Raw genomic sequence first — 13,642 nt, 5'->3', positions numbered from 1 at the left:
CGCCGGGCAGGTACACGAGGCCGTACAGCAGGGCCGCGCCCACCACGCTCGCACCCACCATCACCAGCCGCAGCGCCCACGGACCGGTATGGGGGCCGATCACGCCCGCCACGATCAGCGCCATGCCCGTGCCGATGCCCACTGCCGCGCCGCCCACCAGCGCATAGAGCACCGCCAGCGGATGCAGCAGGGGCGCGGGCAGCCGGTACAACAGGATGATGGCTTGCGAACGCTCACGTAACCCGATGCGGGCGCGGGGCATGGCTCACCTCAAAACGCGGAACAGGATGGATGGTGCGGGGAGGAATTTACCTCACCCCCGGCCCCTCTCCAATCAAGTTGGAGAAGGGAGAAAAACATGTCAGGGCATAACCGCCTGCGGCCTCACGGTAAAATGAAAAACCGGCAGTACTCACAGGGAGAGGCCGGTTTCACATTTTTATGCCGGTGGAACGGGCGGGTTACTGCTGGGCAACCGCCACGATCTTGGAGAAGGCTGCCGCGTCGCGCACAGCGATGTCTGCCAAGACCTTACGATCCAACTCGATGTTCGACTGCTTCAGCGCGTGAATCAGGCGGCTGTAAGTCGTGCCATTGAGGCGAGCAGCCGCGTTGATGCGCGCAATCCACAGACGGCGCAGGTCGCGGCGACGGACGCGGCGGTCGCGGTAGGCGTACCACTCGCTCTTCATCATCGCTTCGTTGGCGCGGCGGAACAGGCGGTGCTTCGTGCCCCACTGTCCCTTGGTCATATTCAAAATTTTCTTATGGCGACGGCGAGTCACCACGCCACCCTTTACACGAGCCATTGCTTTTGCTCCTTAGTTCCTGTTACCCGGCAGACGCAGCCGCGTTAGGCCGGGGGATTCTGCTTGTACTTTGACAGATAGGGGGCCAGCCGCTTGACGCGCTTTGCCTCGGTGGAGGTTGCAACTTCATGCATCTCCGCATACTGGCTCTTGGCGCGAGCCGAGCGGCGACGGCGCAGGTGGCTCTTGCCGCCCTTGGTCCGCATCACCTTGCCCGTGCCGGTGATCGTAAAGCGCTTGGCAGCCGCCTTATAGGTCTTCAGCTTGAATTTCTTTTGCTTCTTCGCCACGAACGTACTCCCTATAAACACATGAGCACCGCACATCAGTGCGGCGCAGTGAACCGTCAGTTTTGCCAAGCGCGAGCGCTTATTTCTTCTTCTCCGTGTTGGGCGCGAGGACCATGAGCATGGTTCGCCCCTCCATATTCGGAGACTGCTCTACGACGGCAATATCATCCAGTTCTTCGGCCACTTCGCGCAGCATGTCGCGCGCAATTTCCGGGTAGGTGATCTCGCGGCCACGGAAGCGAATCCGCACCTTGACCTTCATACCCTCTTCCAGCCAGCGGCGAGCATCGCGCACCTTAAACGACCGGTGATGGTCATCCGTCTTGGGCCGTAACCGGATTTCCTTGACTTCAATCGTTTTCTGCAGCTTGCGCGCTTCGCGCTCTTTTTTAGCGCGCTCGTACTGGAACTTGCCGAAATCCATCACCTTGCAAACCGGAGGGTTTGCGTTCGGTGCGACTTCAACCAGATCCAATCCACGCTCGCCGGCAATCCGCAAGGCTTCTTGAATGGATATTACGCCCAGGTTCTCGTTCTGATCGGTAATAACGCGAACCTCGCGTGCTCGTATCCGTTCGTTGATCCGGTATTCGCTGGTGCTGATGGTCCTAACCTCTGATTTCTCTTATATATCGGAAGGTACTCTTTGCTGGTTGTGGCAGGAGTTTATCATAGCGACAGCGTTTCGTCAACCGTCATCCGGGCGGCCAGGGACGTTTTTTCCGCTCGTTAAGACCGCCGCAGGACCGTCAGGACAGCGTGGGGGATGAAATGCCGGGCGCACCGGCCCCGACAGGCTGGCCGACGGGGATCGTAACGGTGAACGTGCTGCCCACTCCCAACTCGCTCGACAGCTCGACGCGGCCTCCGTGCAGGTCCACGATCTCTTTGACGATCGACAGCCCCAGCCCCGTGCCGGACGCGATACGCGTCGCCGTGCGGGCGCGGAAGAAGCGGTCGAAGACGTAGGGCTGCTCGTCGGGCGCAATGCCGATGCCGGTATCCGTGACCGCCAACTGCACCTCACCATCCACCCGCCCCAGGTCGATCGTGATCGCGCCCCGTTCGGGCGTGTATTTGATCGCGTTGCTCACCAGATTGCGGAACACGCGCTCCAGTTGGTGCACGTCCCCTTCGACGAAGCAGCCTTCCTCGAAGCCGTCCAACACGATCGTAAGTGCCTTGTCGTCGCTCACCGGGCGCAGCGTAGACAGCACGCTGCGGTACAGCTCGGAGAGGTCGATCCAGCGTTTTTGCAGCGTGGTCCGCTTGGAATCGAAGCGAGACAGCTCAAGGATGTCTTCGATCAGCTCGCGCAGGACGTGCGCCTGCTGCTCGATATCGGCCAGCATTTCCTGGCGCTCTTCGTCTTCGAAGCGCGTGTAATATTTCAGGAGCGTGCTCACCTGGAGCAAAATCGCCGACAGCGGCGTGCGCAGCTCGTGCGACACGGTGGAGACGAAGCGGCCCTTCAGCTCGTCCAGCTCGCGGAAGTACGTCACGTCGTGCAGCACGATCACCGTACCCAGGTCCGCGCCGTCGCTGTCGCGGACGTCGGCGCTGTGCGCCTGGATCGAGCGCTGCGGCAGCCGCGATATGACCGGGCAGGCCGGCATGCTGCTGTCTCGACGCCACATCACCTGGAGCCAGCACGGCCAGGCCGGGTTTTGACGCGACGCACCGGCGCAGTGCTCCAACAGGCACTGCTCGTGCATGCCGCCCTCGCCCACCAGCGGCTCGACCGGCAGCGCAAACTCGACGTTCACCGGGCCGGGCGTGTCGGGCCGGGTCGATTGGAACCACGCCATCAACCGCCGCGCCGCATCCTGCGGACCGCCAAACCGGGCCGGATAAAACGCGAATAATTCCTCGGCGGCGGGATTCATCAGGATCAGGTTGCCCGCGGGATCAAACACCAGCAAGCCATCGGCCACGCTGCGCAGAATCGTGCGGACGTGCGCCTCGCCGCGCACCGCTTCCGCATACAGGGCCGCGTTCGCCAGCGCCACGCCGATCTGCCGCCCGATGGCGTCGAGCATGTGCGTCTCTTCGGTGCGCCACGGGCGCGGCTGGTCGTTGACGAGCGTGATGATGCCCTGAATGTGATCCTTGCGCCAGATGGGCACGCTCATCACCGCCGAAACGCCCGTCTCCTGCGTGATGTCCACATCGCCGGAGGGCTGCTCGATGGGCGACAGATCCGGCTTGCCGGGCAGGATGCCCGTCACCAGGGCGAGATCGTCTTCCGAAATGCCGTAGTACGCGGCGAGACTCAGCGTCTCCGCATCCGCCGCGAGCAGGTAGATCGCGCCGCCCATGACGCTGAGCTGCTCGACCGCCGTCTTCAGCACGCCGTTGAGCATTTCGGAGACGTCCAGCGAACTGCTGAGGGTCTGCGCTACGGCGTTGCGTACGCTGAGGTCCACCGTGCGAGCCTTCACGCGCTGCTCAAGCTCGTCCGTATAGCGGCGGATCTCGTCATAGAGCTGGCGGTTTTCCAGCACGACCGCGACCCGCTCGGCAAACGCCCCGAGGATCGAACGATCCTGATCGGAGAACGCGTGCGGCTCGGCGCTTTGCAGATCCAGAACGCCCACCAGCCCCGTAGCGGTTTTCAGCGGGATCACCAGCTCCGAGCGGGTGAGCGCCTTGCTGCCCGACAAACGGGATCGTGTGGGCACCAGCTCGGGCATGTAAACCGTCGCGCCGGTCTCGACCGCCTCGGACAGCGCCGATCCGTGATTGAGCCGATCCGCAGTGGCGACACGCAGATGATCGCTGCCCGCGCGGCCCAGGCGGACGTACTGGCCGGTATCCCGATCGATGAGGAACACCGCGCAGCCGACGCCGCCGAACTCGTCCGCGATGGTCTGGGCGATCTGCGCGCCCACGTCCTTGAGTTCCGCCGAGGACGAGAGCGAGGTAAAGAGGAAGGTCGTGCCGCGATGCAGCACGGCCATTTCTTCGGCATGGCGGCTCAACTCCGCATAGAGGCGGGTGTTGTCCATCGCAATCGCGGCCTGATTGGCGAAGGCCCGCAGCCACCCGGCCTGCGTGGGCGTATAGGCTTTTTCGACATGGGTGGCGAGGTTGACAATGCCGACTGTGCGGTTTTCGATCTGCATGGGCACGGCCATGTACGAGCCGCTCCAGCCCTCGCCAACCACCGACTCCCAGCCCCAGGCGAGATTGCCCACATCCTCGATCATGTAGGGCTCGCCCTGCTCCACGATGATGCGCAGGGGCGGGTACGTATCGCCCGTGAAGCGCGTGGTACTCAGCCACTCGTGCACCTCAGGGCCAAGTGTTTCCAGCCCGCGATGGAACATCGAGCGGCTCAGGCCATCCTGAACCAGCATGATGCTGATGAAATCGTAGTCGATCAGCTCATGGACGGTTTCCGCCATGCGGCTGAATACTTCGTCCATCTCAAGCGCGTTGCCCAACGCCGCAGCCAGATCGCGCATGGCTTCGGACAGCCGCCGCTGCTCGCGCTCTGCCTGGAATAACTGCGCCGTCTGGATGGCGACCGCCGTCTGGTTAGCGAACAGACGCATCAGGCGCGCGTCGTGTTCCCCGAACGTGCGCCACGCCTGCTCCGACGCGGCCAGGAATACGCCGATCGCCTGATCCTGGTAGGTGATGGGCACGGCGATGGCGCTGAGGCCGTCATAATTCCAGGTCGATAGACGCTGGCCCTGCCACTGCGAAAAATCGTTGACGATCTCGACGTCGTTCGTCACCAGCACCCCGCCCGCCAGCCCGTGCCCCCGCGCGACGGTGAACCCGGGATCCACGTCGTCAAACCCCACGCCCACCCGCCAGTGAAGGATCTCGGTTTCGGGCGCGTACAGGTAGATGCCGCCGCGATCGGCCCGCAGCAGGTGCAGCATATCGGACACGAGCGTCTTCAGCAGCGGGTCCAGATCGAGCACCGGACCGATCTTCAGCATCATGGCGCGCAGCGTTTCCAGCTCGCGGGCATGGCGCTGTACCTGATCGTAAAGCTGCGCGTTGCGGATGGCGGTGGCCGACTGCGCGGCAAACGTTTGCATGCGCTCGATATGCGCTACGCCGTAACAGTTGGGCCGCCGGGCGTCGATCGTCAGCATGCCGATCACGTCCGCGCCCAATTCGATGGGCACGGAGAGGTGCGAGCGCACCCAGCCCATCAGGTCCGACCGCGCGACCGGCGCGCCGAATTCGTGCATGTCCGACACCAGCATCGGCGCGTGGGCCTGGATCTGCCGGACACAAGGCGAGGCCGCAACCAACTCGACGATGTGGTCCTCGGTGACCTCGCTGCCATAGCCCACGCTGCGGGCCAGATGCGCCCGCTTGCCGTCGAACAGCACGATGTTCGCCGCGTCGTGCTCGACCACTTTCGCCAGGCTCGCCAGGATATGCCCCAGGACTTCGCCCAGTTGGAGGCTGCTGCCGATGACTTCCGCCGTATCGCGCAGGGCCTCGATCACCTGGCGCTGCTCGCGTCCGGTGATTTCGGCGCGCTGGCGCACGATCGCCGCGCCGAGCGTCCCGGCGAGGTTACGCAGCGCTTCCACCTCGATCGGCATCCATTCGTGCTGCGAGGCGCAGTTGTCGATCCCCAGGAAGCCCCACCATTCGCTGCCCGTAAAAATGGGGACCACAACGAAGGAGACCACATCGTAGGCTTCCAGGCGCGCGCGTTCCTGCGGGGGACAGTCGCGCACCATACCGGAGAGGATCTGCCCCTGGCCCAACTGCTCGGCCCAGCGCGAGAATCCGTCATCGTAAGCGAAGCGCGCCGCGCTGGATATGTGGTCCCGGATGCCCGGCGCGACCCACTCGCCGCGCCGCCGCATGCTCAACTGCCCTTCCGCGTCGCGCTCGTTCTCAAAAATGAACACGCGGCTGTCGGGCACGGCGGCGCCCAACTGCGCCAGCACATCGGGCAGGACGGAATCGAGCGAGGCCGACTGAAGCAGCCGCTCGCTGGCGTTGGCCAGCACCCCCAGGATCACGTCGCGGCGGTGCAGCGCTTCTTCCGCCCGCTTGGCGTGGGTGATGTTGCGGACGATGGCCGTGACCTCATCCGCCCCGCTGGGGACCATGCGCGCCTCGTAGTCCGTGATGCCCGCAATCCCAACCAGTTGGTAGGTGAAGATCTGCGTTTCGCCCGTCGCCAGCGCGCTGTTAATCGCCTCGGACACGCGATCCGCCAGCGGCAGCGGCAGCACGTCGCGGACGTGCTGGCCCAGAAATTCCTCCGGCTGGGCGTACAGATTCCATTCCGTCGGCTTGTAGTCGAGGAACACCCCAAAGCGGCTGAAGCGGAACATCAGGTCGGGAATGGCGCTGAGCAGCGCCCGCATACGGGCTTCGCTCTGGTACAGTGCGGATTCCGTCGTGCGCTGCGGGGTGATGTCGCGCAGGAGCACCTGGACCGACGAGCGGCCCTCGAACGGCGCGCGAAAGAGCACGACCTCGACATCGCGCAGCGCGCCATCCAACCGCACGATCTGTTCCTGGATCGGCGCGATAGGCACGCTGCTTTCCAGGTTCTGCGCGCGCAGTTGGAGCACGTCGGACTGGCCCGGGCGGATCAGGCTTTCGGGGCGCATCCCGAGGATGTCGCGCAGGCTGCTGGCCCCGATGATCTTGAGCGCAGGGGAATTGGCGTAGACGATCTTGTTATCCACATACACGAGCAGGCCCATCGGGGAATGCTCGACTAGATGGCGATACTTCGCTTCGCTGTCGATCAGGCGGAGCTGGCGCTCGTGCTCGACGGTCCGGTAGTAGTGAACGATCAGCCCGATCATCGCCAGACCGAACAAGACAAATCCCAGGCTGTGCACCACCAGATCGCTCATGGACCACTGGGGCACGGCCAGCGGCAGCACCACGAGCGTCAGCAGGATAACCAGCAGCGTGCTCTCGATCAGCAGGCGGCGGCTCAGAAACAGGACACCGACACTCTCGGCCAACAGGAGGTAGTGCAGCAGAGTCAGGTCGCGGCGCTCGTACGCAAGCCCGATGATGACCAGAGAGGCCGTCAGAATCAGGATCAGAGACCCCGCCTGATAATGGCCCTTACGGTTGAGCCGCCACGCTGTCCAGGCGGCAAACGACACCACCACCACGCTCAGCAGTTCCGGGCTGCGCCACGGATCGCCGCGATGGTAGTTGGTCAACAGGGCGAGCACGTAGCCCAGGGGGATCAGCGCGAAAATGAGAAGGTTTTGCAGCCAGAGAGCGTAAGCGGAAGACCCTGCGCCGGGGAGGTTATCCGGGTTATAGAGCGACTGCAACGTGGTCAGCAGAGACCGGAATAGGCCCGCAGGTCTGGTCGTCTTCACAAACGAGTTCCTCACACGGCTGAGTTTTGTGGGGTATCGAAACGTTTTCCGGCCCAATGACTCGATCAGCACAGGCCCCATGTGACCGCATCGAGTTACTGCTCATACTTTATTATAACCACTGTATCAGAAGGTTAAATGCCAGTTGCGAATTATTCATCGTTCCTTCACAAACACGAGCACAGACGCAGTGTCGTGTCAACCGTCCGCTCTCAGCGCCGGTCACCTCAAAGTGGACTTTCTCTGAGGGCGGATTCCCGACAGATTTTTCGCATATAATCAAAGTAACAGGAAAATAGCCTGGAAGGCGGCGATTATGGCGAAGTGTGCTGTGTGTGGAGGCAAAACCAAAACCGAGCAGCGAGATATAGAGCGGATCATCGACGGACACCCTGTGCGCGTCTTGAACCTGAAGGTAAATATCTGCACAGAATGCGGCGACGTGACCGCGAAATGGTGGACATCCTTCGACGAGATCGATCGTATGTTGAAAGCACGCCTTGAGCGCGGGTCGTTCGACGCGGTCTCGTGGAGCGATCTCATCTCAGAACAGGCATCAACAGTCATGATCCCGTTTTGAGCCGGAGAAACAACACGAGGCGGGTTTATGGCCCGCCCCGACGAATCGAATACCATGAGCACGCTCGCGCGCGTCAGATCGTGAACGCCTGATGCAGCTCGGGGATATCGATCTGCTCGTAGCCCGCTTCGGTACGCAGGCTCTCGGCCAATCCCTGTGCCGCGTCCGGCTCGCCGTGCACCAAAAAGGTACGCTGCGGCCTCTTGCTGATGGCCTGCGCCCACGCGACCAATTCATTACGATCGGCATGGCCTGAAAAGCCGTTGATCACGTCCACCTCGGCGCGCACGGGATATTCCTCCCCGAAGATGCGCACCGTCTTCGCGCCCTCGACAAAACGACGTCCCAGCGTATCGGGCGCCTGCCAGCCCGTGATCAGCACGGTGTTGGCGGGATCGGTGACGCGGTTGCGCAGGTGGTGCAGGATGCGCCCCGTTTCAGCCATGCCGCTGGCGCTGATGACGATAAACGGCTGGCGCAGCGTGTTGAGTTCTTTGCTCTGCTCGACCGAACGCGTATAGCGCAGCCCGGCGAAACCGAACGGATCGCCCTCTTCGAGCATGAAGGCGCGGATTTCCTCGTCGAACGCCTCCGGGTGCAGCCGGAAGACGGAGGTCGAGTCGATGGCGAGCGGGCTGTCCACGTAGATCGGCATGGGCGGGATGCGCCCGTCAACCGTCATGCGGTGCAGCGAATAGACTAACTGCTGCGTGCGGCCCACGGCAAAGGCGGGGATGATCACCGCGCCGCCGCGCCGGTAGGTGCGCTGTACGACCTCTTGCAGCTTCTTTTCGGCGTCTTCGACCGGCTCGTGCAGGCGGTTGCCGTAGGTGCTTTCGAGCAGCAGCACGTCGGCGTAATCGACCGTCTCAGGGTCGCGGATGATCGGGATGCCCTTGCGACCCAAGTCGCCACTGAAGACCACGCGCACGTCGCGGCCCGCTTCCCGATCCTCGATGTCGAGCACGACGATGGCGCTGCCGAGCATGTGGCCCGCGTCGCAGAAGGTGACGGTCACGCCGGGCAGAATCTCCGAGGGGCGGTGATAGCCGATGGCGCGGAAGTTTTCGAGGCAGTTCACCACGTCCGCGATGGTATAGATCGGCTCGACGGGCGGTTCGCCCTTGGCCGCGCGCTTCTTGTTGACGAAATCGGCGTCTTTTTCCTGAATGTAGCCGCTGTCCATCAGCATGGTGGAACACAGGTCGCGCGTGGCGAAAGTGCACACGATATCGCCCCGGAACCCGGCCTGAACCAGATTGGGAATGTTGCCACTGTGGTCGATGTGGGCATGGCTAAGCACCATCACGTCCACTTTGCCCGGATCGAACGGCAGGTGGCGGTTGCGCTCGCGTGCTTCGTCGCGCTTGCCCTGGTACAGCCCACAGTCGAGCAGAATGCGCTTGCCGTTCACCTCGATCAGGTGCTGCGACCCCGTCACCGTACGCGCCGCACCGTGAAAAGTGATCCTCATGTGTCCGCCTCCTCGCCCAGCCGACTCCAGTTAAACACACTCACCCAGTGAAACGGATCGCCAACGCGCACTACTCGTCCGAGTCGTCGCCGTTCGCGGTCCGCGACAGCACGTCCAACAGCTCGCGGCCATACTGCGCGCGCCGCCAGGGCCCCAGGCCGGGGACCTGCTCCAGCCCGTCGAGGCTGGCCGGGGGATTCTTCGCCAGCGCCCACAGCGATTCGCGCGGGACGATCACGTCCGATTCGACGCCGCGCCGGGCCGCGCGTTCCTTGCGCCAAGCGCGCAGCGCGTCGTAGCGCATCTGCACGTCGGGATCGGGCTGCGGCTTGCGGGCGGGCGGCTCTGGCGGCGGCGCGGCACGTCCGCGCCCAACCGCCTCGATGATCTGATCGCCATAACGCCGGGCGCGATCGAAGGACAGGCCCTTCGCGTTTTGCAGATCCTCCACGCGGCGCGGATCGAGCAACGCGATCTGGACCAGGGCGCTGTCGTTGAAAATCTTGAACGGCGGCAGATCGCGGCGGCGGGCGATGTCGTCGCGCAGCAGGTACAGCTCGCGCACGAGGCCCATCTGGGCGCGGTTGAGCGTGCGCGCGTGGCCCATGCGCCAGTAGCCTTCGGGATCGAAGGACTGCCGCGCAGCGGGCAGTTCGGGCAGCGCCGCGAACGTCTCCTGCGCTTCTTCCAGGTGGTTCTTCGCCGTGAGCTGGTTCAGCAGCACGTCGCGCAGATCCGGCAGGTAGTGCGTGTCCATCTGCGCGTAGACGAGCTGTTCGGCAGGCAGCGGACGCACGGCCCAATCGGCCTGCTGGAAGCGTTTTTCGGCACGAATGCCAAAATGGCTTTCGAGAATGCTGCCGAGGCCGAACTGGTCCCAGCCGCAGATGCGCGCGGCGATCATCGTGTCGAAGATGTTGGCGAACTCAAAGTTGAAGTCGCGCTTCATCGTCATGATGTCGTATTCAGCCGCGTGAAACACCGTTTCGACGGCAGGATCGGCCAACAGCTCGCCCAGCGGACTCATGTCGTCCACGGCCAGCGGGTCGATGATGTAGTCGTGCTCGCGGGTCGAAAGCTGTACGAGGCACACCTGCTCGTAGTAGGCGTACAGGCTGTTGGATTCGGTATCCACTCCGATGAGGGGTTCCCCGCGCAGCCGATCGACCAGACTGCGCAAATCGGATGAATGGCGGATGATCTCAGCAGGCGGGAAACTAGGCGGGTTCGCTTTCACAACCACCCCCGATGACGGAAATAGGCAAGCATTCCGGTCGCAATCACAAACATCAGTCCTATCACTATCTCAAAACTCAGCGCCGTTCGCTGGAACGGCAGATCCACATTCATGCCGTAGATGCCGCTGATCAGAGTCAGCGGCAGCATCAGCACGGAAATGACGGTCAGGATGCGCATCACTTCGTTCAGCCGGTACGTGACCAGGGTGTTGGCCGTATCCGACAGCCCGTTGATGATTTCGAGGTGCTCCTCGACAATATCCGCACCTTTGACGAGGTGGTCCTGGATGTCGCCAAAGTAGACGTCGAGTTCCTCGCGGATGAAGGGGCGATCCACTTTTTCCAGGTTTTCGAGCAGCAGGATCTGCGGGCGGATGATGCGCCGCAGCGCGAGGATGTCGCGCCGGATGAATGACAGGTCCTGGATGATGTGCCGCGAGTCTTCGGTGAAGATCTCTTCCTCAAGCTCGCGGATGTTGGCATCGACTTTGTAGAGGATGGGGAAGATATAGTCCACCAGCCGGTCGATGACCGCGTAAAACGTCTTACTGCCGCCCCGCCCCAGAAGCTGCTCGCGCATTTCAGGGTTGGCTTCGCACTGCTCGAACATGTGCCGCAGCGGTTTCAGCGATCCGTCGCTGACGGTGACGAGGTAGCCGCTGCCGACGAACATATCCACTTCCGACGCCCGGCTGACGCGCTGCACGGGATCCCAAAGCGGGAAGTGCATCACGACAAACAGATAGTCGTCGTATTCGTCCAGCTTCGGACGTTCGATGCGGCTCTGCAAGTCTTCGAGGTCCAGCGGGTGGAAATGCGGGTAGGTCTCTCGGAGGAGCTGCATATCCTCGGGAGTGACATGCTCGATATTCGTCCACGCCACGCGGCCATAGTGAATGGTCTGGATCGCCATAGCCCCCCATTATCGCGTGCGGATCGCTTCCCGGCAAGCCCGCCCCAAAATGCGCGGATCGCGGCGGGGCGTGTGCGCCGCGGATGAAACCGTCCGGGCAAAACGGGCCGTAGATAGCAATATGGCGGCAGATGGGGGCAAGTCGTGGCGATAGAGAGGAAAAATATGATATTAATTGGGTATACTCTTAAAATACGGATCTGACTCATGTGTCGAGGAGCGAACGACGTATGGTTTATTCCGAGCAACGCACCCGAATACTCCGCGCTCTTACTTTCGCCGCGGCGATCCTGTTCGTAGTGGCCCTGCTGATGGACTTCTTCTACGTGGGACCAGAAGCCAAACAAGGTGAAGCGCAGCGCATCTTTTACGTTCACTTAGGCTCCTTCCTGGGGGCGTTCATCGGATTCGGCGCGGCCATGCTGGGCGGCGGCCTGTACCTCCGCACGCGCAATCCTAAGTGGGACACGCTGAGCCTGACGGGCGTCGAAACCGGGCTGGGATTCTCCGCCATTACCATCGTCACGGGGATGGCGTGGGCGCGCCCGATCTGGAATACGTGGTGGACGTGGGATCCGCGCCTGACCAGCGTCACGATCATGTGGCTGGCGTATGCGGCCTACCTTATGCTGCGGGCCGGGATCGAAGACCCGGAGCGCAAGCGGCGGTTCTCGGCGGTGTATGCCATCGTCGCGGTCGCCAGCGTCTTTTTCACGATCATCATCATCCGCATCCGGCCCGACACGATCCACCCGGTCGCAGTCGGTCCCAGCGAATCCGATCCTGAGGGCACGTTCGATATGTCGCCCAAGATCGTGGAAACGCTGCTGTTCAACCTGTTCACGTTCGGCGTGATCACCGTCACGCTCATGTGGCACCGCATCCGGCTCGAAAACCTCCAGGACACCATCGCCCGCCGGAAGATGCGCCTGTTGGCCGAGATGTAGTGGAATCCAAGGAAAGGATCGCCCCGATGGGCAATAACGCAGAATATATGATTTTGGGGTACGCGGCGATGGCAATCATCCTGTTCGGGATGGTGGCGTGGCTGTACTGGCGGTACGTGATGGCGCGCCGTGAAGAACAACTGCTCACCGAGTTCGAGGCCGAACAGCAGGCGGATTCGGTCAAGGCGGCGGTGGGGGCGATGGAAGAAGACGTGCTGCCGCAGCGCGCCACACCGGGGCAGTCGGGCATGAGCGGGCCGTCGTCGGAGCGCGTGCGGACGCTGCCGGATCAGCCGTAGAGAGGCAGCGGTTAGCCGTTAGCGAGCGGCGGTTAGCTCAACGCAAAAGCAGTCTCACCCCCGGCGAAAGCTGCCCGCAACCGTGGCTTTGGGCAAGGGGAGCGAATAACAGGCAAACAAAAAGCACCGGACGATCAAATCCCGGTGCTTTTGTTGTGCTGAGGTGGAGGTGAAGGGAATCGAACCCTTGTCCGAAGAACTCGCGCACAAACGTCTACAAGCTTAGTCGGCTCCTTGAATTCGCGGCTGGCAACCCGAGCCAACGGGGGTAAGCCGAACCACTAGCCGATAAGTCTTAGTCGTCCATTATCGGCGTGAGGACGACGCACCCTGTCATTTGTTACGCCTGCTTGCCGCCCGGACAGGTACGGTCAGGGCAGACGGATTACCCGCAGGTAATCGGTGCCTGTTTGGCTACTACGCAGCCAAAGCGAGGCGAGGAGTGCTGTTGTTGGCACTTATTAGTGTGCTCTGGATTTACGAGGTAAGAGCGCCTCGGCTTGCAATCTGTACACAACCTTCCCCGTCGAAGCCTGTCACCCCCTTCGACTTGTGACTATTATAGCAGGTTCCGCCCGTGCGTTCTATCCCCGACCCTAAAAAGTACATTAGAACGTGTTATGCACTGGTAGCCCCCCATCCCCTGGCCCCTTCCCCACGCAAGCGGAGGGAAGGGGAAGCCACCCCGCGCAACAGGGTTGCGTGGGGATCCCGGAAAAACCGGGCGGGTTTTAAACCCGCCCCTACAGTT

Annotated in this window: 11 protein-coding genes and 1 other RNA gene; 3 read left to right on the top strand and 9 right to left on the bottom strand. The window is 62.5% G+C overall.

Translation table 11 applies throughout. The features are described 5' to 3' along the window. The 5 genes from V7116_RS22105 to V7116_RS22085 form a co-directional block, all read right to left on the bottom strand. A partial coding sequence (locus V7116_RS22105) for a hypothetical protein (protein WP_324394154.1) occupies window positions 1–262 on the bottom strand: 262 nt, incomplete at its 3' end. 199 nt (window positions 263–461) lie between these two features. Then, window positions 462–809, bottom strand: coding sequence for a 50S ribosomal protein L20 (gene rplT / locus V7116_RS22100; RefSeq protein WP_324394153.1), 348 nt, complete (start codon window positions 807–809; stop codon window positions 462–464). 44 nt (window positions 810–853) lie between these two features. Continuing rightward, window positions 854–1,099: a 50S ribosomal protein L35 gene (rpmI, locus tag V7116_RS22095; RefSeq protein ID WP_324394152.1), complete on the bottom strand. Its 246-nt coding sequence runs from the start codon at window positions 1,097–1,099 to the stop codon at window positions 854–856. A 79-nt stretch (window positions 1,100–1,178) separates the two neighbouring features. Next, window positions 1,179–1,682: a translation initiation factor IF-3 gene (gene infC / locus V7116_RS22090; RefSeq protein WP_324394155.1), complete on the bottom strand. Its 504-nt coding sequence runs from the start codon at window positions 1,680–1,682 to the stop codon at window positions 1,179–1,181. Window positions 1,683–1,848: 166 nt separating this feature from the next. Further along, the gene (locus tag V7116_RS22085; RefSeq protein WP_324394151.1) at window positions 1,849–7,440 is read right to left on the bottom strand and encodes a GAF domain-containing protein; all 5,592 of its coding nucleotides are present in this window, start codon (window positions 7,438–7,440) and stop codon (window positions 1,849–1,851) included. 316 nt (window positions 7,441–7,756) lie between these two features. On the opposite strand from V7116_RS22085, the gene V7116_RS22080 reads away from it, so the two are divergent. After that, window positions 7,757–8,020, top strand: a complete 264-nt coding sequence (locus tag V7116_RS22080; protein ID WP_324394150.1) for a hypothetical protein — start codon at window positions 7,757–7,759, stop codon at window positions 8,018–8,020. A 73-nt stretch (window positions 8,021–8,093) separates the two neighbouring features. On the opposite strand, the gene V7116_RS22075 is transcribed toward V7116_RS22080, so the two are convergent. The 3 genes from V7116_RS22075 to corA form a co-directional block, all read right to left on the bottom strand. After that, window positions 8,094–9,494 (bottom strand): MBL fold metallo-hydrolase, encoded by a 1,401-nt coding sequence (locus tag V7116_RS22075; protein ID WP_324394149.1) that lies wholly within the window; start codon window positions 9,492–9,494, stop codon window positions 8,094–8,096. A gap of 70 nt (window positions 9,495–9,564) precedes the next feature. Next, entirely contained in the window at window positions 9,565–10,731 is a 1,167-nt protein-coding gene (locus V7116_RS22070; protein WP_324394148.1) for a ribonuclease D, read from the bottom strand. Next, window positions 10,728–11,645 (bottom strand): magnesium/cobalt transporter CorA, encoded by a 918-nt coding sequence (gene corA, locus V7116_RS22065; RefSeq protein WP_324394147.1) that lies wholly within the window; start codon window positions 11,643–11,645, stop codon window positions 10,728–10,730. The genes V7116_RS22070 and corA overlap by 4 nt, the downstream gene beginning before the upstream one ends. A gap of 230 nt (window positions 11,646–11,875) precedes the next feature. Between corA and V7116_RS22060 the strand changes: the two genes are divergently transcribed. After that, a complete protein-coding gene (locus tag V7116_RS22060; protein WP_324394146.1) occupies window positions 11,876–12,592 on the top strand; it encodes a cytochrome c biogenesis protein in 717 nt (238 codons plus the stop codon). Between the two features lie 26 nt (window positions 12,593–12,618). After that, window positions 12,619–12,891: a hypothetical protein gene (locus V7116_RS22055; protein WP_324394145.1), complete on the top strand. Its 273-nt coding sequence runs from the start codon at window positions 12,619–12,621 to the stop codon at window positions 12,889–12,891. Between the two features lie 161 nt (window positions 12,892–13,052). On the opposite strand, the gene ssrA is transcribed toward V7116_RS22055, so the two are convergent. Beyond that, window positions 13,053–13,435: a transfer-messenger RNA gene (gene ssrA / locus V7116_RS22050) on the bottom strand. Window positions 13,436–13,642 lie beyond the last annotated feature (207 nt).

It is taken from the genome of Aggregatilinea sp., from assembly GCF_036822615.1.
In the GTDB taxonomy this organism is placed as follows: Bacteria; Chloroflexota; Anaerolineae; order Aggregatilineales; family Aggregatilineaceae; genus Aggregatilinea.
Note: the sequence above shows the minus strand (reverse complement) of the source record. Positions and strands in the feature narration are given on the sequence as shown.

What these genes read in the sequence shown, in the direction of transcription:
- rplT (WP_324394153.1), bottom strand. Translation starts at nt 809, where the DNA reads ATGGCTCGTGTAAAGGGTGGCGTGGTGACTCGCCGTCGCCATAAGAAA.
- V7116_RS22080 (WP_324394150.1), top strand. Translation starts at nt 7,757, where the DNA reads ATGGCGAAGTGTGCTGTGTGTGGAGGCAAAACCAAAACCGAGCAGCGA.
- V7116_RS22075 (WP_324394149.1), bottom strand. Translation starts at nt 9,494, where the DNA reads ATGAGGATCACTTTTCACGGTGCGGCGCGTACGGTGACGGGGTCGCAG.
- corA (WP_324394147.1), bottom strand. Translation starts at nt 11,645, where the DNA reads ATGGCGATCCAGACCATTCACTATGGCCGCGTGGCGTGGACGAATATC.
- V7116_RS22060 (WP_324394146.1), top strand. Translation starts at nt 11,876, where the DNA reads ATGGTTTATTCCGAGCAACGCACCCGAATACTCCGCGCTCTTACTTTC.
- V7116_RS22055 (WP_324394145.1), top strand. Translation starts at nt 12,619, where the DNA reads ATGGGCAATAACGCAGAATATATGATTTTGGGGTACGCGGCGATGGCA.